Here is a 22,037-nt window from a genome sequence, read left to right on the forward strand (position 1 = left end):
CTCCTGCTGATCGGTCTTCTCCTGCTGATCCGTGTTCTCTGCCATTTCCCCGCCCCCTGTCACGCTTCGCCGAACTCGGCGTCGATCATCTGGAAGACCTCGTCCATGGTTGTGGCCGCTTCGATGCGCTCGGCCGTGCTCTCCGCCTCCTCGTCGTCCGCGACGACGGAGAGCAGGCGGCGCAGGCGTTCGGCCACATGACGCCGTTCGTTCTCGGCGATCGCGGCAAGCATGTCTTCCAGTTTGTTCAGTTCCTTTTCGATGGGTGGTTCGGCGGCGACGCTGCCGAACTCGGCCAGCAGCAGACGCGCGATCTCCGCGGGTGTGGGGTAGTCGAAAACGAGGGTGGCGGGCAGCCTCATGCCGGTGGCCTGGGTCAGTCGGTTGCGCAGGTCGACGGCGCCGAGCGAGTCGAAGCCGATCTCCTGGAACGCCCGCTCGGGCTCGACGGCCGCGGCCGAGGCGTGCCCGAGCACGGCCGCCACCTGGGTCCGGACCAGGTCCAGAACGATGTGCTCACGATCCTCCGCGGCGACTCCGGCCAGCCGATCGCGCAGCGACACGGTCGTGGTGTCCGCGCGGCGCGCCGGTACGGGTGCCAGCCCGCGCAGTACCGCCGGGATCGTCCCGGCCCGAGCCCGCGCCCGCAGCACCCTGGTGTCCAGCCAGGCCGGCACCAGCAGCGCCGCATCGGAGGCGAGAGCCTGGTCGAACAGACCCAGACCCAGCTCGGCCGTCAACGGCCTGGCCCCCATGCGCTCCAGACGCGCCAACTCCACCGGCCCCAACTGCGCGGCCATACCGGCGGTGTCCGACCACAAACCCCACGCCAGCGACACAGCCGGAAGACCCGCCGCCCGCCGAAGACCCGCCAGGGCATCCAACGAAGCATTCGCCGCCGCGTAGTTACCCTGCCCCGGACTGCCGATCAGCGCCGCCACCGACGAGAACAGCACGAACGCCGACAGATCCGCATCAGCGGTCAGCTCGTGCAGATGCCACGCCGCATCCACCTTCGGCCGCATCACCCGCTCGACCTGCTCGGGCGTCAAAGACTCGATCACACCGTCGTCCAGCACACCGGCCGCGTGCACCACCGCCGTCAGCGGACGCTCCACCGAGCCGAGTACAGCGGCCAGCTGATCACGATCCGATACGTCACAGGCAGCGATGCGGGCCTCACAGCCCAGACCCTCCAGCTCCGCCACCAACCCGGCAGCCCCATCAGCCTCCAGACCACGCCGACTCAGCAGCAGCAAATGACGTACGCCATGCACGGCGGCCAGATGCCGGGCGAACACCGCACCCAAACCACCCGTACCACCCGTGACCACCACCGTGCCCTCAGAATCAAGCACAGCCACCGACCCACCGGACGAAGCACGCGACAACCGCGGCGCCAACAACCGGCCACCCCGCACGGCGAGTTGGGGCTCATCCGCACCCAGCACCACACCCCAGTCCGGCTCACCACCGTCGACGTCCACAAGGACGAACCGACCGGGGTGCTCAGACTGCGCACTGCGCACCAAACCCCACACCGCCGCCTGAGCCGCACCCGGACCCTCACCATCGACGGCCGACACCGCACCCCGCGTCACCACCACCAACCGCGCCTCACCCAGCACTTCACTGGCCAGCCACCGCTGCACCAGGGTCAGCGTCTCGCCGGCTGCCGCCTTGGCCGCCCCGGCCACGTCACCGTCTGGGGCACCGACATCGGCCAGCACGACCTCGGGCGCCATCGCGCCGTCGGCCAGGGCCTTCTCCAGCGCGGCCAGATCGGCGAACCGGTCCACCGACCCGCCGCCGACCGCGCCAAGTGCGGCGATCCCGGCGGCCCGCGCCGTGACGGCCTGCACGGGGACCCAGTCCATCGCGTAGAGATGGCGGTCGCCGTCCCGCCGAGCGGCTTCCAGGTGCCCCTGCTCCACCGGGCGGACGTCGAGCCGACGCAGGCAGGCCAGTGGCATGCCGTCCTCGCCCGCGATGTCGAGGCGCAGAGAGGTCGGGTCCGGCAGCGTGATCCTCACCCGGATCCGGGTGAGTCCGAAGCGCTCCAGTTGTACGCCGGACCAGGAGAACGGCAGCCCGCTGGGGTTCTCCTCCCCCATGTCGAGCATGCCGAGACCGCCGTGCAGAGCGGAGTCGAACATCGCCGGGTGGATGGCGAACCCGTCCGCCGGGCCGGCCGCTTCGGGCAGCGCCAGCTCGGTGAGCACCTCGTCGCCACGGCGCCACGCGGACTGTACGGCGCGGAAGGCCGGGCCGTAGTCGAAGCCCACGTCGGTGAGGTGGGCGTTCCGGTTGAGCAGTGTGTACAGCTCGGACACGGGGAGGGGCTCGGCGTCCGCGGGCGGCCAGAGGGCCGGCAGTGGCTCCAAGGGCTCGGCATTGGCGGCTAGCCAGCCGCGCGCGTGACAGGTCAGCTCGGTGACCTCGTCCTCGCTCGCCTCGATCCGGGAGAAGAAGGCGATCTCCCGGCGCCCGTCCTCCCCGGCCGGGCTGACGGTGACCCGGATCTGCCGGGTGACGTCGTCCTCCAGGACCAGGGGCGCGGCGACGACCAGTTCGTCCACGACATCGCAGCTCAGCCGCCTGCCGATGGTCAGCGCCATCTCGACCATGGCGGCGCCGGGGACCAGCACAATCCCGAACACCATGTGGTCCCGGGTCCACGGCTGTGTCTGCTGGGACATGCTGCCGGTGAACACCCACTCGTCACGGTCACCCACCTGCACGGCCGCCGCCAGGACGGGGTGCCGCATCCGGTCCATACCGACGGCCGAGGGGTCGCCGAGGCCGGTCTTGCGGGGGAGCCAGTAGTTCTCGCGCTGGAAGGCGTAGGTGGGCAGGTCGACCCGCTTGGCGCCGGTCCCCGCATACACCGCCTCCCAGTCGACCACGACACCCGCGGTATGGGCGCGGCCCAGGAAACCCGCGAACGACTCTCGCTCACCGCGCTTGGCGCGCAGTGCGGGCACGAACGCCGCCTCGGCCTCGTTTTCCTCCACGCACTGCCGGGCCATCGCGGTCAACACCGCATCCGGACCCAACTCCAGGAACCGGCGAACCCCCAGATCCCACAACGTGCCCACACCATCGGCAAAACGCACCGCCTGCCGCACATGCCGCACCCAATAGTCCGCATCGAAGGCGGACACGACCTCACCGGACACATTCGACACGACCGGGATCCGCGGCTCGGCATACCTCAGCCCCTCCGCAACCGCACGGAACTCATCGAGCATCGGCTCCATACGAGGCGAATGGAACGCGTGCGAGACCCGCAACCGCGTCGTCTTACGCCCCTCCCACCGCGGCAACCACTCCCCGACCGCATCCTCATCACCCGACACCACCACCGCCAACGGCCCGTTGATGGCGGCGATCTCCAACCGGCCCTCGAACCCGGCCAGGGACTCGGCTACTTCGGCCTCACCAGCCTGGACGGCGACCATCGCCCCACCAGCGGGCAGCGCACCCATCAACCGGCCACGCGCCACCACCAGTTCAGCCGCATCCGCCAGCGACAACACACCCGCCACATGCGCCGCAGCAATCTCACCGACCGAATGCCCGATCAGATAATCGGCACGGACCCCCAAAGACTCCGCCAGCCGGAACAACGCCACCTCAACCGCGAACAACGCCACCTGCGTGAACTCAGTCGAGTCCAACACGCCGTCACCTGAAGCGAGCAGCTCACGCAGCGAACGCCCGAGTCGGGGATCGGCCTCCGTGCACACCTCGCTCAAGGCCTGATCGAACACCGGAAACGCCCCGGCCAACTCCAGTCCCATACCCGCACGCTGGGACCCCTGACCGGTGAACAGAAACGCAGACTTACCCGCAACAGCCGACTCGCCAACGCTCAACTCTCCCAGCCGCGCCAGGAGTTCATCCCGGTCACCGGCCACGACAACCGCCCGACGATCCAGCAACGCCCGCGACGCCACCAGCGAATACGCCGTATCCACCACCGACACATCTGGCCGGGACGTCAGATGGGACCGCAACCGCTCCGCCTGCGCCCGCAAAGCCACATCGCTGCGCGCCGACAGAACCACCGGCACGACATCCACCGGACGCTCGCCCTCCAGGGCTCGCTCCTCAGCCGGCGCCTCCTCCACGATGATGTGCGCGTTCGTACCACTGACACCGAACGACGACACACCCGCACGCCGCGGACGCCCCTCGACCGACCACTCCCGCGCCTCGGTCAGCAACCGAACCGCACCCGACTCCCAGTCGATGTGCGGCGAGGGCTCATCCACGTGGAGGGTCGGCGGCAGCACCCCGTGCCGCATCGCCATCACCATCTTGATCACACCCGCCACACCGGCGGCAGCCGACGTATGACCGATGTTCGACTTGATCGACCCCAGCCACAGGGGATCCCCGTCCCGCTCCCGGCCGTAGGTCGCCAGCAACGCCTGCGCCTCGATCGGGTCACCGAGGACCGTGCCCGTGCCATGGCCCTCGACCGCGTCCACCTCGGCCGCCGACAACCCCGCACTCGCCAACGCCTGCCGGATCACCCGCTCCTGCGACGGACCATTCGGCGCCGTAAGACCGTTACTCGCACCGTCCTGATTCACCGCACTGCCCCGGATCAGACCCAGAATCCGCCGACCATGGCGCTTGGCATCCGACAGCCGCTCCAGTACGACCAGGCCCAGACCGTCGGCGAAACCGGTCCCGTCCGCCGACGCCGCATACGCCTTGCACCGGCCGTCCGGCGACACCGCCCGCTGGCGGCTGAACTCGGTCAGGAGGTAGGGGCCGGCCAGCAGGGTGACGCCGCCCACCAGCGCCAGCGAGCACTCACCGGCTCGCAGCGCCTGCCCGGCCAGGTGCAGGGCGACGGCGGAGGAGGAGCAGGCCGTGTCCACCGAGACCGCAGGGCCCTCCAGGCCCAGCGTGTACGCGATCCGGCCGGACACCACGCTCGTCGTGGTGCCGGTCAGGCGGTAGCCCTCCAGCTCGGTGGAGGCCATGCCGCCGTAGTCAGTGGTCACGACGCCGGCGAACACGCCGGTGTCGCTGCCCCGCAGGGTCGTCGGGTCGATGCCGGCATGCTCGAACGCCTCCCACGACGCCTCCAGCAGCTGGCGCTGCTGTGGGTCCATCGCCAGCGCCTCGCGGGGGCTGATCCCGAAGAACTCCGCGTCGAACTCCCCGATCCGCTCCAGGAAGGCTCCGCCCCGCGTGTTGATCTTCCCGGGCTGGTCCGGGTCGGGGTCGTAGATGTCCGGGTCCCAGCCACGATCCGTGGGCAGCCCGCCGACCGCGTCGCGGCCTGCGGCCACCAGCTCCCACAGTTCCTCCGGCGAGGTCACCCCGCCCGGGTAGCGGCAGCTCATGCCGACGATGGCCAGCGGCTCGTCCAGCGTCGCCCGCTTGGTCCGGGTGCCCGGCCTCGGTGCCTGGACAACGTCACCGAACTCGGAGAGCAGCAGCCGCCCGACAGCGGCCGGAGTGGGGTGGTCGAAGATGAGCGTGGCGGGCAGCCGTACGCCGGTGGCCTGGGTGAGCCCGTTGCGCAGCTCGACGGCGCTCAGTGAGTCGAACCCGAGGTCCTTGAAGGCGCGTTCGGTGTCGATGGCCTCGGCCGAGGTGTGTCCGAGGACCGCCGCGACCTGCTCCCGAACCGCGTCCAGGACGATGCGCTCCCGGTCGGCCTCCGCGACGCCGGCGAGGCGTTGCGCGAGCGAGCCGCCGGTCTCGGCACGCCGGGCGGGGACCGGCGCCAGGCCACGCAGCAGCGCGGGCAGCAGACCGGCCCTGGCCTGGGCGCGCAGCGCGGCCGGGTCGAGCTGGACAGGCGCCAGCAGGGCCGTGCCGGTGCCCAGCGCCAAGTCGAACAGCTCGGTCCCGCGCTGCCGGGACAGCGCACCCACACCGGTGCGCTCCAGGCGGGCCAGGTCGGCCTCGCCGAGCGCGCCCGCCATACCACCGACGTCGTCCCACAGGCCCCAGGCCAGCGAGGTGGCGGGCAGCCCGGCCGCGCGCCGCGACGCCGCGAGCGCGTCCAGAGCGGAGTTCGCCGCCGCGTAGTTACCCTGCCCCGGACTGCCGATCAGCGCCGCCACCGAGGAGAACAGCACGAACGCCGACAGATCCGCATCAGCGGTCAGCTCGTGCAGATGCCACGCCGCATCCACCTTCGGCCGCATCACCCGCTCGACCTGCTCGGGCGTCAAAGACTCGATCACACCGTCGTCCAGCACACCGGCCGCGTGCACCACCGCCGTCAGCGGACGCTCCACCGAGCCGAGCACAGCGGCCAGCTGATCACGATCCGATACGTCACAGGCAGCGATGCGGGCCTCACAGCCCAGACCCTCCAGCTCCGCCACCAACCCGGCAGCCCCGTCAGCCTCCAGACCACGCCGACTCAGCAGCAGCAAATGACGTGCCCCATGCGCGGCGGCCAGATGCCGGGCGAACACCGCACCCAGACCACCCGTACCACCCGTGACCACCACCGTGCCCTCAGGATCAAGCACAGCCACCGACCCACCGGACGAAGCACGCGACAACCTCGGCGCCAACAACCGGCCACCCCGCACGGCGAGTTGGGGCTCATCCGCACCCAGCACCACGCCCCAGTCCGGCTCACCACCGTCGACGTCCACGAGGACGAACCGACCGGGGTGCTCAGACTGCGCACTGCGCACCAAACCCCACACCGCCGCCTGAGCCACATCCGGACCCTCACCATCGACGGCCGACACCGCACCCCGCGTCACCACCACCAACCGCGCCTCACCCAGCGCTTCACTGGCCAGCCACCGCTGCACCAGGGTCAGCGCCTCGGTGACGGCGGCGTGCACCGACTCGGGCGTGTCCTCGCCGTGGGCAGGCGCGATGGCCAGCACCGCCCGCGGCGCCGGAGCCCCCTCGGCGAGCACCGCCTTCAGGGCGTCCAGGTCAGGGTGGATCTCCCCCGCGCCGATCCGGACGATGTCCTCGGTGCCGGTGTTCGGCCCGGCCTCGATCGGAGCCCAGTCCACGGTGTACAGGGACTGCCGGGCGTCGCCACGCGAGCTGTCGATGCGTTCCTGCTCCACGGGACGCACCACGAGGGAGCGCACGGACACCACCGGAGTTCCGGCCTCGTCCACGGCGTACAGCCGCAGCGAGGTGTCTCCGGACATGGTGGAACGAACGCGCAGCCGCGAGACGCCGGGACGATGCAGCTGCACACCGCTCCAGCTGAACGGCATGAGGTGTGCCGCGGCGCCGTCTCCGGTCAGTAGGACGACACCGCTCTGCAGCGCGGAGTCGAAGAGAGCCGGGTGGATACCGAAACCCTCGTGGCCCTCGGGCAGGGTCACCTCGGCGTAGGTCTCGTCGCCGTCGCGCCAGACGGCCTCGACGCCGTGGAAGAGGGGGCCGTAGTCGTATCCGAGGTCGGCCAGCCGTTGGTACAGCTCGTCGACGGGCATCCGCTCGGCGTCCTGCGGCGGCCACTGCTCCGGCCAGTCACCGGCAGGGGCGGCTTCGGTGCCGAGGGTGCCACGCGCGTGGCAGGTCGTCTCGGTCTCCTCGGCGGGGTTGTCCGGCCGCGAGTAGATCGCCACGTCGCGGCGACCGTCGGGACCGGATGCCCCGACGGTGATCTGCAGGTGCCGGGTGACGCCGTGCTGGACGAGCAGGGGCGATTCGAGCACCAGCTCGTCCAGTACCGGACTGCCGGCGTGGCGTCCGGCCGCGAGGGCGAGCTCGACCAGGCCCGTGCCGGGCACGACCATGGTGCCGAGCAGCAGGTGTTCCTCGACCCAGGGCTGGGTTTCAGTGGAAACAAGGCCCGTGAACACCCATTCGTCACGGTCACCGACCTGTACGGCCGCCGCGAGGACGGGGTGGTCCACACCGACGAGCCCGGCGGCCGAGACATCGCCCGGAGCACTGCCCGGCACCAACCAGAACCGCTCGCGCTGGAAGGCGTAGGTGGGCAGGTCGACCCGCCTCGCGCCCGCCCCCGCATACACCGCCTCCCAGTCGACCACGACACCCGCGGTATGGGCGCGGCCCAGGAAACCCGCGAACGACTCACGCTCACCGCGCTTGGCACGCAGCGCGGGCACGAACGCCGCCTCGGCCTCGTTTTCCTCCACGCACTGCCGGGCCATAGCGGTCAACACCGCATCCGGACCCAACTCCAGGAACCGGCGAACCCCCAGCTCCCACAACGTGCCCACACCATCGGCAAAACGCACCGCCTGCCGCACATGCCGCACCCAATAGTCCGCACCGAAGGCGGACACGACCTCACCGGACACATTCGACACGACCGGGATCCGCGGCTCGGCATACCTCAGCCCCTCCGCAACCGTACGAAACTCATCGAGCATCGGCTCCATACGAGGCGAATGGAACGCGTGCGAGACCCGCAACCGCGTCGTCTTACGCCCCTCCCACCGCGGCAACCACTCCCCGACCGCATCCTCATCACCCGACACCACCACCGCCAACGGCCCATTGACCGCAGCGATCTCCAAACGGCCCCCGAACCCGGCCAGGGACTCGGCTACTTCGGCCTCACCAGCCTGGACGGCGACCATCGCCCCACCAGCAGGCAGCGCACCCATCAACCGGCCACGCGCCACCACCAGTTCAGCCGCATCCGCCAGCGACAACACACCCGCCACATGCGCCGCAGCAATCTCACCGACCGAATGCCCGATCAGATAATCGGCACGGACCCCCAAAGACTCCGCCAGCCGGAACAACGCCACCTCAACCGCGAACAATGCCACCTGCGTGAACTCAGTCGAGTCCAACACGCCGTCACCTGAAGCGAGCAGCTCACGCAGCGAACGCCCGAGTCGGGGATCGGCCTCCGTGCACACCTCGCTCAAGGCCTGATCGAACACCGGAAACGCCCCGGCCAACTCCAGTCCCATACCCGCACGCTGAGACCCCTGACCGGTGAACAGAAACGCAGACTTACCCGCAACAGCCGACTCACCAACGCTCAACTCCCCCAGCCGCGCCAGGAGTTCATCCCGGTCACCGGCCACGACAACCGCCCGCCGATCCAGCAACGCCCGCGACGCCACCAGCGAATACGCCGTATCCACCACCGACACACCCGGACGGGACGTCAGATACGATCGCAACCGCTCCGCCTGCGCCCGCAAAGCCACATCGCTGCGCGCCGACAGAACCACCGGCACAGCACCCGCCGGCCGGATCGCCTCGACCGGCACGTCCTCGGAAGGCTCCTCCGCAGGCGCCTCCTCAAGAATCAAGTGCGCGTTGGTGCCGCTCACGCCGAACGACGACACACCCGCACGCCGCGGACGCCCCTGGACCGACCACTCCCGCGCCTCGGTCAGCAACCGAACCGCACCCGACTCCCAATCCACATGCGGCGACGGCTCATCCACATGCAACGTCGGCGGCAGCACCCCGTGCCGCATCGCCATCACCATCTTGATCACACCCGCCACACCAGCAGCGGCAGACGTATGACCGATGTTCGACTTCACCGACCCCAGCCACAGCGGATCCACGTCCCGCTCCCGGCCGTACGTCGCCAGCAACGCCTGCGCCTCGATCGGGTCACCGAGCTTCGTACCCGTGCCGTGCCCCTCGACCGCGTCCACCTCGGCCGCCGACAACCCCGCACTCGCCAACGCCTGCCGGATCACCCGCTCCTGCGACGGACCATTCGGCGCCGTAAGACCATTGCTCGCGCCATCCTGATTCACCGCACTGCCCCGGATCAGACCCAGAATCCGCCGACCATGGCGCTTCGCGTCCGACAGCCGCTCCAGCACCACCAGGCCGACACCGTCGGAGAAACCCGTCCCGTCCGCCGACGCCGAGTACGCCTTGCAGCGGCCGTCGCGGGCCAGGCCGCGCTGGCGGCTGAACTCGACGAACAGGAAGGGGCCGGCCAGCACCGTGACACCACCGGCGAGGGCGAGGGAGCACTCGCCGGCGCGGAGCGCGTTCGCGGCGAGGTGGAGGGCCACGAGGGAGGCGGAGCAGGCGGTGTCGATGGTGACCGCAGGGCCTTCCAGGCCGAGGCTGTAGGCCACGCGCCCGGACATCACGCTGCTCTGGGTGCCGGTTACCCGGAACCCCTCCAGTTCGGGCAGTGTCGAGGGGCCGTAGTCGGAGGAGACGGTGCCCGCGAACACGCCGGTTTCGCTGCCGCGCAGTGTCGTCGGGTCGATGCCCGCGTCCTCCAGCGCCTCCCACGCCGTCTCCAGGGTCAGCCGCTGGGTGGGGTCCATGGCCAGGGCTTCGCGCGGGCTGATTCCGAAGAAGTCGGCGTCGAACGTGGTGGCGGTGTCGACGAACCCGCCTTCCCGCGCGTAGGCGCTGCCGGGCCGGTCGGGGTCGGGGTCGTAGAGCCGCTCCAGGTCCCAGCCCCGGTCGGCCGGGAACGGGCCCATGGCGTCCCGGCCGGATGCCACCAGCTCCCACAGCTCCTCGGGCGAGGTCACCCCGCCGGGGAACCGGCAGCTCATGCCGACGATCGCGATCGGCTCGACGTCGCGCTGCTCCAGCTCGCGCACCCTCCGGTTCGCCGTGCGCAGCTCGGCGGTGACGCGGCGCAGGTAGGTGCGCAGTGTCTGCTCGTCGCTCATCCGGTCGCCGCGCTTCCGGTCGTCACTCTTCTGGTCGTCACTCATCGATCCGCTCCGGCCGTCGTCCGTCTTTCCGGTCATGCAGATCCGAGCTCCTTGTCGATCAGGTCGAACATCTCGCGGTCGGAGACGAAGTCGAGGTCGTCCTCGAAGTCGTCGTCGGTGTCGTCGTGGGCGGTGTTCGTGGTGCTGAGCAGGGCCCGCAGGCGGTTGCTGAGCGAGCGCAGCCGGGGCTCGGCGCCGGCCAGTTGCTGGTGGTCGCCGGACACGGCGATCAGGAAGGCTTCGAGTCGCTGCAGTTCCTCGTCGAGGGGCGAGGGGCGCTGCCCGGCGGTGGTGCCGCCGGCCTCGGCGAGGATGAGCCGGGCGACCTCGATGGGGGTGGGGCGGTCGAAGACCAGCGTCGCGGGCAGCCGCATGCCGGCCACCTGGCTGAGCCGGTTGCGCAGTTCGACGGCGGCGAGGGAGTCGAAGCCGAGTTCCTTGAAGGCGCGCTCGGGGTCGACGGCGGCGGCCGAGGCGTGGCCGAGGACGGACGCGACCTGGGTGCGGACCAGGTCCAGGACGACCTGCTCACGGTCGGCCTCGGGTACGCCGGAGAGCAGCCGCTGCAGCGAGCGGGCGTTGTCGGCGCGACGCGCGGGGGTGCGTACCAGGCCACGCAGCAGGGCGGGCAGCATGCCGGACCGGGCCTGGCTCCGCAGCGCGGCCAGGTCGAGGCGGACCGGGGCCAGCAGAGCCGCCTCGGAGCCGAGGGCCTGGTCGAACAGTTCCAGGCCCAGGTCGCTGGAGATGGCGCCGATGCCGGTGCGGGCCATGCGCGCGAGGTCGGTTTCGTGCAGCTCTCCGGTCATGCCGGTGGAATCGGACCACAGGCCCCACGCCAGGGAGAGGGTGGGCAGCCCGGCCGTCTGCCGTAGTGCGGCGAGAGCGTCGACCGCGGCGTTGGCGGCGGCGTAGTTGGCCTGGCCGGCGTTGCCGAGCAGTCCCGCGGCGGAGGAGAACAGCACGAACGCCGACAGGTCCATGCGGGAGGTCAGTTCGTGCAGGTGCCATGCGGCGTCCAGCTTGGGCCGCATGACGTGCCGTATCTGCTCGGGGGACAGCGACTCGATGACGCTGTCGGCCAGTACGCCGGCCGTGTGGAGGACGGCGGTGAGCGGGCGGTCGAGGGAGTCGAGCAGCGCGGCGACCTGTGCGCGGTCGGCCACGTCGCAGGCGGCCACGCGTGCCTGTGCGCCGAGCGCCCCGAGTTCGGCGACCAGTTCGGCGGCGCCCTCGGCGGCCGGGCCGCGCCGGCTGACCAGCAGCAGGTGACGTATGCCGTGCCGGGTGACGAGGTGCCTGGCGAACAGGGCGCCCAGGCCTCCGGTGCCGCCGGTGATCAGCACGGTGCCCTCGGGGTCCAGGGGCGCCGGCACGGTCAGGACGACCTTGCCGACGTTGCGGCCCTCGCGCAGGAAGCGGAAGGCCTCGGCGCCCCGGCGTACGTCCCAGGCGCGGATCGGCGAGGGGGACAGCAGGCCGCGTGCGAACAGGTCGGCGATCTCGGCCAGCATCTGCTGGATGCGGTCCGGTCCGGCCTCCATCAGGTCGTAGGAGCGGTAGCGCACGCCGGCGTACCGGTTCGCGACGGCCTGCGGGTCGCGGAGGTCGGTCTTGCCCATCTCGATGAACCGGCCGCCGCGCGGCAGGAGTTCCAGTGACGCGTCGACGAACTCGCCCGCCAGGGAGTTCAGCACCACGTCCACGCCGGTGCCGCCGGTGGCCTCGTGGAGGGCGTCGCGAAAGCCGAGGTCGCGGGAGGAGGCGATGCGCTCCGCCGGGACGCCCAGGGCGCGCACGGCGTCCCACTTGGCCGGGCTCGCCGTGGCGAAGACCTCGGCGCCGAGGTGGTGGGCGAGGTGTACGGCGGCCATGCCGACGCCGCCGGCGGCCGCGTGCACGAGCAGCTTCTCGCCCGCCTTCAGGGCGGCCAGGTCGACCAGGCCGTAGTACGCGGTCAGGTAGACGACGGGGATCGCGGCTGCCTCGGCGAAGGTGAGGTGCTCCGGCATGGGTACGACGGTCTTCCGGTCGGCGACGGCCACGGGGCCGAACGCGTCCCTCACCAGGCCGAACACCCGGTCACCGGGCTTGAGGTCGGGGACGGCGGAGCCGACTTCGAGGACGACGCCGGCCGCCTCGCTGCCCAGGGGTGCCTCACCCGGGTACATGCCGAGGGCGATGAGCACGTCGCGGAAGTTGAGGCCGGCGGCCCGGACGGAGATACGGACCTCGCCGACGCCCAGCGGACGGTTGCCGTCGGACGGCATGAGGGCGAGGTTCGCCAGGGAGCCCTTCTCGGTGCTGCCCAGCCGCCAGGCCTGACCGGACGGCGCGGTGGCCGCCGGTGCGAGACGGGGTGCCAGCAGGGCGCCGCCGCGCACGGCCAGCTGCGGTTCGTCCAGCTCGGCCAGGCAGGTCCAGTCCGGCTGGGCGCCGCCGTCCGTGTCGGCCAGGACGAAGCGGCCGGGGTGTTCGGTCTGTGCGCTGCGCAGCAGCCCCCATGCCGGTGCCTGGGCCAGGTCGACGGACTCCGCGCCGACGGCGACCGCGTGCCGGGTCACCGCCACGAGGGTGGCCTCGCCGAGCCATTCGCTGGCCAGCCACTGCTGGGCCAGGGCGAGGGTGCGTTCGGCTACGACGCTCGCGGCGTGGGCGGGGTCGTCGGTGGCCGGGGTCTCGATCGCGGCGAGCACCAGGTCGACGCCCGCGGTTCCGTCGGCGAGCGCGGTCTCCAGCGCGGACAGGTCTGCGAAGCGCTCACCCGGCGCGTCCATGCCGCCGAGGACCGCGACGCGGGCCTGCGACGAGGTTCCGGTGACGGGCGCCCAGTCCAGCTGGAACAGCGTGTTCTGCCCGGCTCCGGCCGCCGCCAGCCGGCCCGGGTCGACGGGTCGTACGGCGAGGCTGTCGACGGCGACGACCAGGTCGCCGTTCTCGTCGACGACGTCGACGCGGAAGGCGGACTCGCCCGCGGGGGTGATCCGCACGCGCGCCCGTGCGGACCCGGCTCGCCCGCAGCGCACCCCGGTCCAGGAGAACGGCAGGTCCGGGACGGATCCGGCCTCCTTGTCCAGCATGCCGGCGTGCAGCGCGGAGTCGAACAGCGCGGGGTGGAGGGCGAATCCGTCCACGGCGGTGTCCTCCGGCAGGGCCACCTCGGCGTACACCTCGGTGCCGCTGCGCCACACCGCCTGCACTCCCTGGAACAGCGGGCCGTAGTCGAGTCCGCTGTCGGCCAGCCGCTCGTAGAGGGCGTCGGCGGACGACTCGACGGCCGCGACCGGCGGCCAGTGGGCCGGGAACGGGGCGCTGGGTTCGGCTTCGGGTGCCAGCCGCCCGCGGCCGTGCCGGACGACCTCCCGCGCGCCGTCCGGTCCGGTGCCCGCCTCGGGCAGGGAGTGGACGGCGACCTCGCGGCGGCCGTACTCGTCCGGCCGGCCGACGGTGACCCTGATGTGCCGGGCGGAGCCCTCGTCGAGGGTCAGCGGGGCCTCGAGAACCAGCTCGTCGAGGAGTTCGCAGCCGAGGTGCCGGGCCGCGGCGAGGACGAGTTCGACGAGCGCGGCGCCCGGCACGATCACCGCCCCCAGCACCACGTGGTCGCCCAGCCACGGCTGCGACTCGGTGGAGAAGCGGCCGGTGAACAGCCACTCGTCGCGGTCGCCGACCTCCACGGCCGCCGCCAGCACCGGGTGCCGCATCCGGTCCAGGCCGGCCGCGGCGACGTCACCGCCCTGCGCCGACGGCGTCAGCCAGTACTTCTCCCGCTGGAAGGCATAGGTGGGCAGGTCCACCCGCTGGGCGCCGGTGCCCGCGTACACCGCCTGCCAGTCGATCCGTACGCCCGCGACGTGCGCCTGGCCGAGCGAGAGCATGAACCGGGCGAGGCCGCCCTCGTCACGCCGCAGCGACCCGGTGACCGCCACCCGGCCGACGGCGTCCCGCGCCTCGACGGTCTCCTCGACCGCCATGGTCAGCACGGGATGCGGTGAGACCTCGACGAAGCAGCCCATGCCCTTGTCGATGAGGGCGCGGACGGCGGGCTCGAAGCCGACCTGGCTGCGCAAATTCCGGTACCAATACCCCGCGTCCATCGACGCCGTGTCGAGGAACCCGCCCGTCACCGTGGAATAGAACGGCACCCGGCCACTCGACGCCTCCACCGGCGCCAGCGCCTCCAGCAACTCGGCCTCGATCGCCTCGACCTGCGCCGAGTGCGAGGCATAGTCCACGTTCACCCGACGCGCCCGCACACCGTCACGCTCGCAGGCCGCCAACACCTCATCCAGCGCCCCGGGTTCACCCGCGACAACCACCGCCGCCGGGCCGTTCACCGCCGCCACCGACACCCGACCCGCATACGAGGAGATCAACTCCTCGACCCGCTCCACCGGCAGCGCCACCGACATCATCCCGCCATGCCCGGCCAGCCGGTCACGGACCAACTGGCTACGCACCGCCACAACCCGCGCCGCATCCCGCAACGACAACCCACCCGCCACATACGCAGCAGCGATCTCACCCTGCGAGTGACCCACCACCGCCGACGGCTCCACACCGAACGACCGCCACAACGCCGCCAGACTCACCATCACCGCGAACAACGCCGGCTGTACGACATCCACCCGCTCCAAAGACGGCGCACCCGGCACACCCCGCAGCACACCCTCCAGATCCCACTCCACAAACTCCGCCAGCGCCTCACCACAAGCGGCGATCTCAGCAGCGAACACCGGTGAGGAATCGATCAGTTCGACCGCCATGCCCTCCCACTGCGCCCCCTGCCCAGGAAACACAAACACCGGCTTCACACCCGAGCCGACGACCTGGCGCTCCACCACGTGCGCGGCCGGCTCGCCCGTGCTGAGATCGCTGAGGCCGGTGAGCAGGGCGCCCCGGTCGGTGGCCACGATCACGGCGCGGCGTTCGAGATGGGCGCGCGCGGTCGCCTGGGCGAAGCCGATGTCCAGGTGGTCCAGCTCCGGACGAGCAATCATGTGGGCCCGCAGGCGGTCGGCCTGGTCGCGCAGTGCCGCCTCGCTGCGGGCGGAGAGCGGCACGAGGAGCTGCGGCCGGACGCCGGTCCGGTTCTCCCCGGTCGGCTCGTGCGGCTGCTCGGCCGCGGTCTCTTGCGGGGCCTCTTCGAGGATCACATGGGCGTTGGTGCCGCTCACGCCGAAGGAGGACACGCCTGCGCGGCGGATCCGCTCCCCCGCGGGCCACGGCCGGGCCTCGGTCAGCAGCGCGACCTCGCCCGACGCCCAGTCCACGTGCGGGGACGGCGCATCCACGTGCAGGGTCGGCGGCAGCACCCCGTGCCGCATCGCCAGCACCATCTTGATCACGCCCGCCACTCCGGCCGCGGCCTGGGTGTGGCCGAAGTTGGACTTGATCGAGCCGAGCCACAGGGGGCCGTTCTCCCGGTTCTGGCCGTAGGTCGCCAGCAGCGCCTCCGCCTCGATCGGGTCGCCCAGCGGCGTTCCCGTTCCGTGCCCCTCGACCGCGTCCACGTCGGAGGGCGAGAGCCCGGCGCCGGCCAGGGCCTGCCGGATCACCCGCTCCTGGGAGGGGCCGTTCGGTGCGGTGAGGCCGTTGCTGGCGCCGTCCTGGTTGACGGCGCTGCCGCGCACGAGGCCCAGGATGCGCCGTCCGTTGCGCTGGGCGTCGGACAGCCGCTCCAGTACGAGCAGACCCATGCCTTCCGCCCAGCCGACGCCGTCCGCCGCTGCCGCGTACGCCTTGCAGCGCCCGTCCGGTGACAGGGCGCGCTGGCGGCTGAACTCCACGAAGGCGCTGGGCCGGGCCAGGGTCGTCGCTCCGCCGACCACGGCCAGCGAGCAGTCCCTGGCGCGCAGGGACTTCCAGGCCAGGTCGATGGCGACGAGGGAGGAGGAGCACACGGTGTCCACGGTGACCGCGGGCCCCTCGAAGCCGAAGGTGTAGCTGATGCGCCCGGAGGCCACGCTGGGCGAGGACGCGATGGAGAGGTAGCCCTCGATCTCCGGCCGCCGGTCGCTGAGGCCGGCGACGAACTGGTAGTCGGAGAACATCAGGCCGCAGAAGACGCCGGTGTCGCTGCCCTTCAGGGTCAGGGGGTCGATCCCGGCGTCCTCGAAGGCTTCCCAGGCGCCTTCGAGCAGCAGTCGTTGCTGCGGGTCCATGGCGAGGGCCTCGCGGGGGCTGATGCCGAAGAAGTCGGCGTCGAACTCCGCCATGTCGTCGAGGAATCCGCCGTGGCGTGTGTAGGCCGTGCCGGTGTGGTCCGGGTCCGGGTCGTACAGGTTGTCCAGGTCCCAGCCGCGGTCGCCGGGGAATTCCGAGATGCCCATGCGCCCCTCGGCGACCAGCGACCACAGGTCCTCCGGGGAGGCCACCCCGCCCGGGAAGCGGCAGCTCATCCCCACGATCGCCAGGGGCTCGCCCGCCTGGTCGAGCAGTTGCTGGTTCTGGCGCCGCAGACGCTCGGTTTCCTTCAGCGACTTGCGCAGGGCTCCGACGATGTCGTGCTTCTCGAGGGCCATGCCTGTTTCCCCCACCTTCGGGCTTATGCCGGCGACCATGTGGTCGACCTGCTAGATCCCGTGGTGGTCCTTTCAGATACAGCGATTCCGAAAGTTTTTTCTCAGGGCATGTGTGGGTGTGTGCGGGCACACTGCGGGGGCGGCCCGCCGTCGATTACGGGCCGCCTCGCGCGGACATCACGGTTACGCGTTTGCCGCGAGCGCGTCTTCCACTGTTGTGTTGATGGAATTGATCAGGCGGTCGCCGTTGTCGATGAAGAAGAAGTGGCCGCCGTCATGGGTGTTCAGGGTGAACTCCCCGGTGGTGCTCTTTCTCCACTCGGCCGCCTCGTCCTCCGTCACTTTGGGATCCTGGTTTCCGATGTGCACATGGATCGGCAGGGAGAGGCGTGTTTCCGGCGGACAGCAGTAGGTCTCGGCTATCCGGTAATCGGCGCGCATGGGGGGCAGGACGAGGTCGAGGATCTCCTCGTCCTGCAGCAGTTCATGCCCCATGCCGCCGAGCAGCACCATTTCCCGGAGAAAGGCGTCCTTGCCTTTGAGATGTGTCTGTTCGTCCTTGCGCAGTGTCGGCCCCACCCGGCCGCAGGCGAACAGGGACAGGGGTGCGTTGCCCTTGGCCTCCAGGCGTTGGGCCACCTCGAAGGCCACCAGCGCACCCATGCTGTTGCCCAGCAGGACGAGTGGTGCGTCGTTCCACCCGACCATGAGCCCGGCGATCTCATCGGCCAGTTCCTGGATGCTGTCCCGGAATCGCTCATGCCGGCGATCCTGCCGACCGGGATACTGCACTCCGTAGACCTGCAACTCGGCGAAGCGGCGCGCGAACTGGAAATAGAAGTTCGCCGAACCGCCGGCGTGCGGAAAGCAGATCAGTCTGGCCCGGGGGTCCTCCGTGGAGTTCAGTTTACGCATCCAGAGATCGAAGTCCTGTGCGGCAGTCATGCCGTATCCTCATCCTCCCCGCTCACACGCGCGATCCGCGGTGTTGCGCTGTCAAACCTGGCCGGTGGCGTCGTGGACCTTCTGCAGGGTGATGTCGCCGGCGTCCTCCCGCGCCTGCGGCGGCGCGAAGCGGAGGAACATCACACAGGCGACCGCTCCCAGCAGCAGGAAGGCTACGGGCAGCAGACCCGTCTCGCTCAGTGCTTTGCTGTAGGGGTCGAGAAACATGCTCGGAATCTTGGTGGTGCTGCCTTCGAAGTGGCCGCCGCCGATGCCCGGCAGGTGCGCGCTGATCCGGTCGACGAACAACGCGCCGATCGCGGCACTGCCGAGTACGGAACCCAGTTGCCGGCTGGTGTTGTAGATACCGGAGCCCGCGCCGGAGTGCTGTACGGGGAGGTTTCGGGTGGCGATGGCGCCCAGCGGGCCCCAGATCATGCCGTTGGCGACACCGGTCACGGCGGTGGTGGCCGAGAACATCCACAGTTTCGAGTCCGGTGTCATCAACACGCTGTATCCGACGACCGTGACGGCGAACAACACAAAGCCGATGGTGGTGAAGATGCGCGGGTGTGCCTTGTCGGACAGCTTGCCGACGATCGGGGCGACGATGCCGGTCACGATGGCCAGCGGCGCGAAGACCAGGGCCGCCTTCATGGAGGAGAGCCCTCGTACGCCCTCGAGGAAGAAGTACGCGGGTACGGTCAGCGCGGTGACCGAAGCGCCCATGGCCGCGATCCCCACGTTCGCCAGTGCGAAGTTGCGGTCGCGGAACAGGCTCAGCCGCATCAGGGGCTCGCCCTTGTTGAGGGCCTGTGTCACGACGAACAGCGCCAGTACGGCCAGCCCGGCGCCGATCATCAGCCAGATGCCGGTCGACCAGTCGTGGTTGTTGCCCTCTTGCAGGCCGTAGACCAGCAGGAACACGCCCGCGCAGGACAGCAGGACGCCGAGCGGGTCGAGGGTGTGGGGCTCGGTCGCCAGCGCAGGCACCAGCTTCCACGACAGGGCGAAGGCCAGGACACCGATCGGCACATTGATCAGGAAGATCCACTTCCAGCCGACGGAGTCCACCAGCAGGCCGCCGACGATCGGGCCCAGCAGCAGCGAGACACCGACGGCGCCGCCCCACACGCCCATGGCGGCACCGCGCTTGTCCGCCGGGAAGATCTTGGTGACCACGGCCATGGTCTGGGGTGTCATCAGCGCGGCCCCGAAGCCCTGCACGGCGCGGGCGGCGATCAGCATGTGGATGTTCCCGGCCGTACCGCACCACAGCGAGGCGAGCGTGAACACCACCAGGCCGACCATGTAGACGTTCTTGGGTCCGTAGCGGTCACCCAGCCGTCCGGTGAAGAGCAGTGGTGCGGCGTAGGTGAGCAAGTAGGCGCTGGTCACCCAGATCACGTCGGTGACGGTGGCCTTCAGCCCCTCCATGATGGCGGGGTTGGCGACCGCCACCACGCTCATGTCCAGCGAGATGAGGGAGAACCCGACGAGCAGCGCGCCCAGAGCCGACCATGGTTTACGTTCAACTGTCATGGGGTTCCTTCCCGACGATTGCGACGCGTGGGACCACCGTGCGCTTTCCCACGAGCCGGCTGAGTCCCTTTCCCAGGAGCACAGATCCGGTCGCAATCGATCGGGATACAGCTGCGGCGGGATTCCCCGCAGCTGTGGCGGACGTCACATCGACTCAGCCGGCCGGCCGAGCCGGACGTGACATCCCGTCAGTGGTGCTGGTGCCCGGACGACCGCGAGCCGCCGGTCGTCAGGAGGGCTTCGCTGCCGCACACATGTGCGACGGGTACCGCTCGTGCGGCGGAAACGGAATCGGCGTTTCGCGCGTCGCCGTCCCGGAGGAGTGCATACAGCGCCTTGGCGTTGTCCAGCATGTCGCGTGGAGGCTGTCCGACAGCGCGGCCAAGCCTGACCAGCGCTTCATCACCCGACCCTGCCGCCTGCACCTCGCCCGATTCGTTCATGCCACCCACCCTCCGCCACGCCAGGTCATTCATGAAACAGAAACACAGGCTATAGGCGCGCCTCAAAAGGATCAATACCGCCGACTTGAAGGGCACTTGAGTGTCAGGGCGGTCGGGGTGAGCGCCGCGCACAAGCCGAAGGCGCCTTCCCGCGAGCCCGTGGCAGCAGCCCGGGCAGACCCGATGGGCCGGGGCGGGAAGGCGCCTTCAGTGAGACGCGCGAGGTCAGCGGTACTCAGCGGCTCAGCGGTGCTGCTCCAGGGCGAAGGTCCGCAGACCGGAGCGTGTGATCGCGTCGAGCAGCTCCGCCGAGCGCTGCGACCGCTCCGTCTCACGCTGGAGCAGCTTCTCCAGATGGGCCAGGCAGCGTGACCGTATGGGTCCCAGGGAACCGCGCGGCATGCCCAGCGTGGCGCTGATCTCGTCGTAGGACATCGGCGGGTCGGTCACCAGCAGCCCGAGCAGCGCCTGACATTTGGGCGAGAGCGCGCAGTACGCGAGCAGCACCTCGTTGTCGCGCTCCTTCGCCAGCGCCCTTTCCTCGGGGTGGTTCTCCGACGGCTCCGAGCGGTCGAAGACGGGTGAGTCCCCGACCGGCACGCTGCGGCCGGATTTGTCGATGAGTTTGAGGCTCTCCCGGCGGGCCGATACGGCGATCCACTGGGCGAGCTTCTCGGGATCGCGGAGTTTGCCCAGATGCTGGATCACGCGCATCCAGGTGGTCTGACTGACGTCCTCGCTGTCGGCCGCGCTCAGCCTGTGCCCCCGGGCGATCGCCCATATCAGGGGCGTGTACCGTTCTACGATCCGGTTCCAGCTGTCCTGGTTCCCGGCCATGCAATCGTCTACTAGCTCATTCAGCGTAGGCGTGCGCATCTATCCCCCGTTTGTTCAGTTTCCCTTCCGCAGCCGGCCACATGACGGCGTTTACTCCCGCGACGACAGTTGCCGATAGAAACAGCCGACGCCGGCCGGGCGGCCGGGACCGGGCTGCAGAATCGTTCCACGCCAGCCCTTACCGAGCTGTCGACTGACGTGGATGAACCCGTACTGATTCCTCGTCAATAACCGGCAACGCCAGCCACCACTCCCAAGGACCCGACCCCGCCGACATGGAAAGAGTATGTCGAAGAGGCCGGGATCCCGTCAAAGGCATGCCACCAACGTCACTGCCTTTGAGGCGAGTTGGGGAGCCGCTCGGCAGATCGGCCACATCCCCGGTGAGATGCCGGTGACCTGCTGATTCCGTCGGTATCAGCAAAGGAATGCCTCCTTCCGTTCAAGGTCGGACGCGCCCTTGTCCCAGGTTGGAAACAAGCCTTTACTTCATCGTTCAACGAACTGAAAGGTGACCAAGGTTCAGCTATGGGCGCCGCAGGCAACCACTATCCAAAATAGGTTCAACCTTGTATCGGTTACCGCTCTATTACATGACCGGCCCCCGAAGGACGGCAGAGCCGCATGATGCGGAGGGCGACCGCGGCCGTCGCCCTCGCGAGCGGCCCCGCATCCCCAACTTGTTTTCCGGCAAGTAACTTAGGCGGGATTTTTCGCACCCACCCGTCACCTATTGACGGGCACGATCACGGCCTTCTATCTTCCAGGAACGGCAAACCCTTTCCCGTGCCGGAATTTCGGAACTTGGGATTCCGACGGCGTCGACCCGGCGAGGAAATCGCTTTCGGGTCACCGGCATACCCCGCCGACGTCGTCCCCCGCCTGATGAGCACGGCTCTGTCCAGAGCCGGCCGGCCACCGCGCCGCCCGCCAACTCCCCCGTGGCTGCGAGCGGTTGCCGGTCCGCACCCACCACGCCGCCCCAGCGCGCCGGCACCGCTCAGGGCGTCTCCCCCGCCTCCCCCGGCACACCACGCCCTTCGCTTCTCCGCTTCGGCGAGGCCGACGCACCTACCTCGAGATCATCA

At 70.1% G+C, this 22,037-nt stretch carries 6 protein-coding genes; all 6 read right to left on the reverse strand.

Going from position 1 to position 22,037, the window contains the following annotated elements; genetic code table 11:
* Positions 1 to 59 precede the first annotated feature (59 nt).
* On the reverse strand, positions 60 to 10,694 hold the full coding sequence (locus BFF78_RS07170) for a type I polyketide synthase (RefSeq protein ID WP_069777515.1): 10,635 nt from the start codon (positions 10,692 to 10,694) through the stop codon (positions 60 to 62).
* Positions 10,691 to 17,182 carry a type I polyketide synthase gene (locus tag BFF78_RS07175; RefSeq protein ID WP_069777516.1) on the reverse strand — a complete coding sequence of 2,164 codons (6,492 nt, stop codon included), beginning with the start codon at positions 17,180 to 17,182 and terminating at the stop codon, positions 10,691 to 10,693. Before BFF78_RS07175 ends, BFF78_RS07170 begins: the two co-directional genes overlap by 4 nt.
* A gap of 183 nt (positions 17,183 to 17,365) precedes the next feature.
* Complete coding sequence (locus BFF78_RS07180) at positions 17,366 to 18,127, reverse strand: thioesterase II family protein (protein WP_069777517.1); 762 nt, start codon at positions 18,125 to 18,127, stop codon at positions 17,366 to 17,368.
* Positions 18,128 to 18,178: 51 nt separating this feature from the next.
* Positions 18,179 to 19,669, reverse strand: a complete 1,491-nt coding sequence (locus tag BFF78_RS07185) for a DHA2 family efflux MFS transporter permease subunit (protein ID WP_069777518.1) — start codon at positions 19,667 to 19,669, stop codon at positions 18,179 to 18,181.
* A 188-nt stretch (positions 19,670 to 19,857) separates the two neighbouring features.
* Entirely contained in the window at positions 19,858 to 20,112 is a 255-nt protein-coding gene (locus BFF78_RS46015; protein ID WP_159032954.1) for a hypothetical protein, read from the reverse strand.
* Between the two features lie 243 nt (positions 20,113 to 20,355).
* On the reverse strand, positions 20,356 to 20,949 hold the full coding sequence (locus tag BFF78_RS07190) for an RNA polymerase sigma factor (RefSeq protein ID WP_069777519.1): 594 nt from the start codon (positions 20,947 to 20,949) through the stop codon (positions 20,356 to 20,358).
* Positions 20,950 to 22,037: the final 1,088 nt, after the last annotated feature.

Source organism: Streptomyces fodineus (assembly GCF_001735805.1).
GTDB classification, from domain to species: Bacteria; Actinomycetota; Actinomycetes; order Streptomycetales; family Streptomycetaceae; genus Streptomyces; species Streptomyces fodineus.

Coding starts and splice junctions, on each gene's coding strand:
- BFF78_RS07170 (WP_069777515.1), bottom strand. CDS start 10,694: ATGACCGGAAAGACGGACGACGGCCGGAGCGGATCGATGAGTGACGAC.
- BFF78_RS07175 (WP_069777516.1), bottom strand. CDS start 17,182: ATGGCCCTCGAGAAGCACGACATCGTCGGAGCCCTGCGCAAGTCGCTG.
- BFF78_RS07180 (WP_069777517.1), bottom strand. CDS start 18,127: ATGACTGCCGCACAGGACTTCGATCTCTGGATGCGTAAACTGAACTCC.
- BFF78_RS07185 (WP_069777518.1), bottom strand. CDS start 19,669: ATGACAGTTGAACGTAAACCATGGTCGGCTCTGGGCGCGCTGCTCGTC.
- BFF78_RS46015 (WP_159032954.1), bottom strand. CDS start 20,112: ATGAACGAATCGGGCGAGGTGCAGGCGGCAGGGTCGGGTGATGAAGCG.
- BFF78_RS07190 (WP_069777519.1), bottom strand. CDS start 20,949: ATGGCCGGGAACCAGGACAGCTGGAACCGGATCGTAGAACGGTACACG.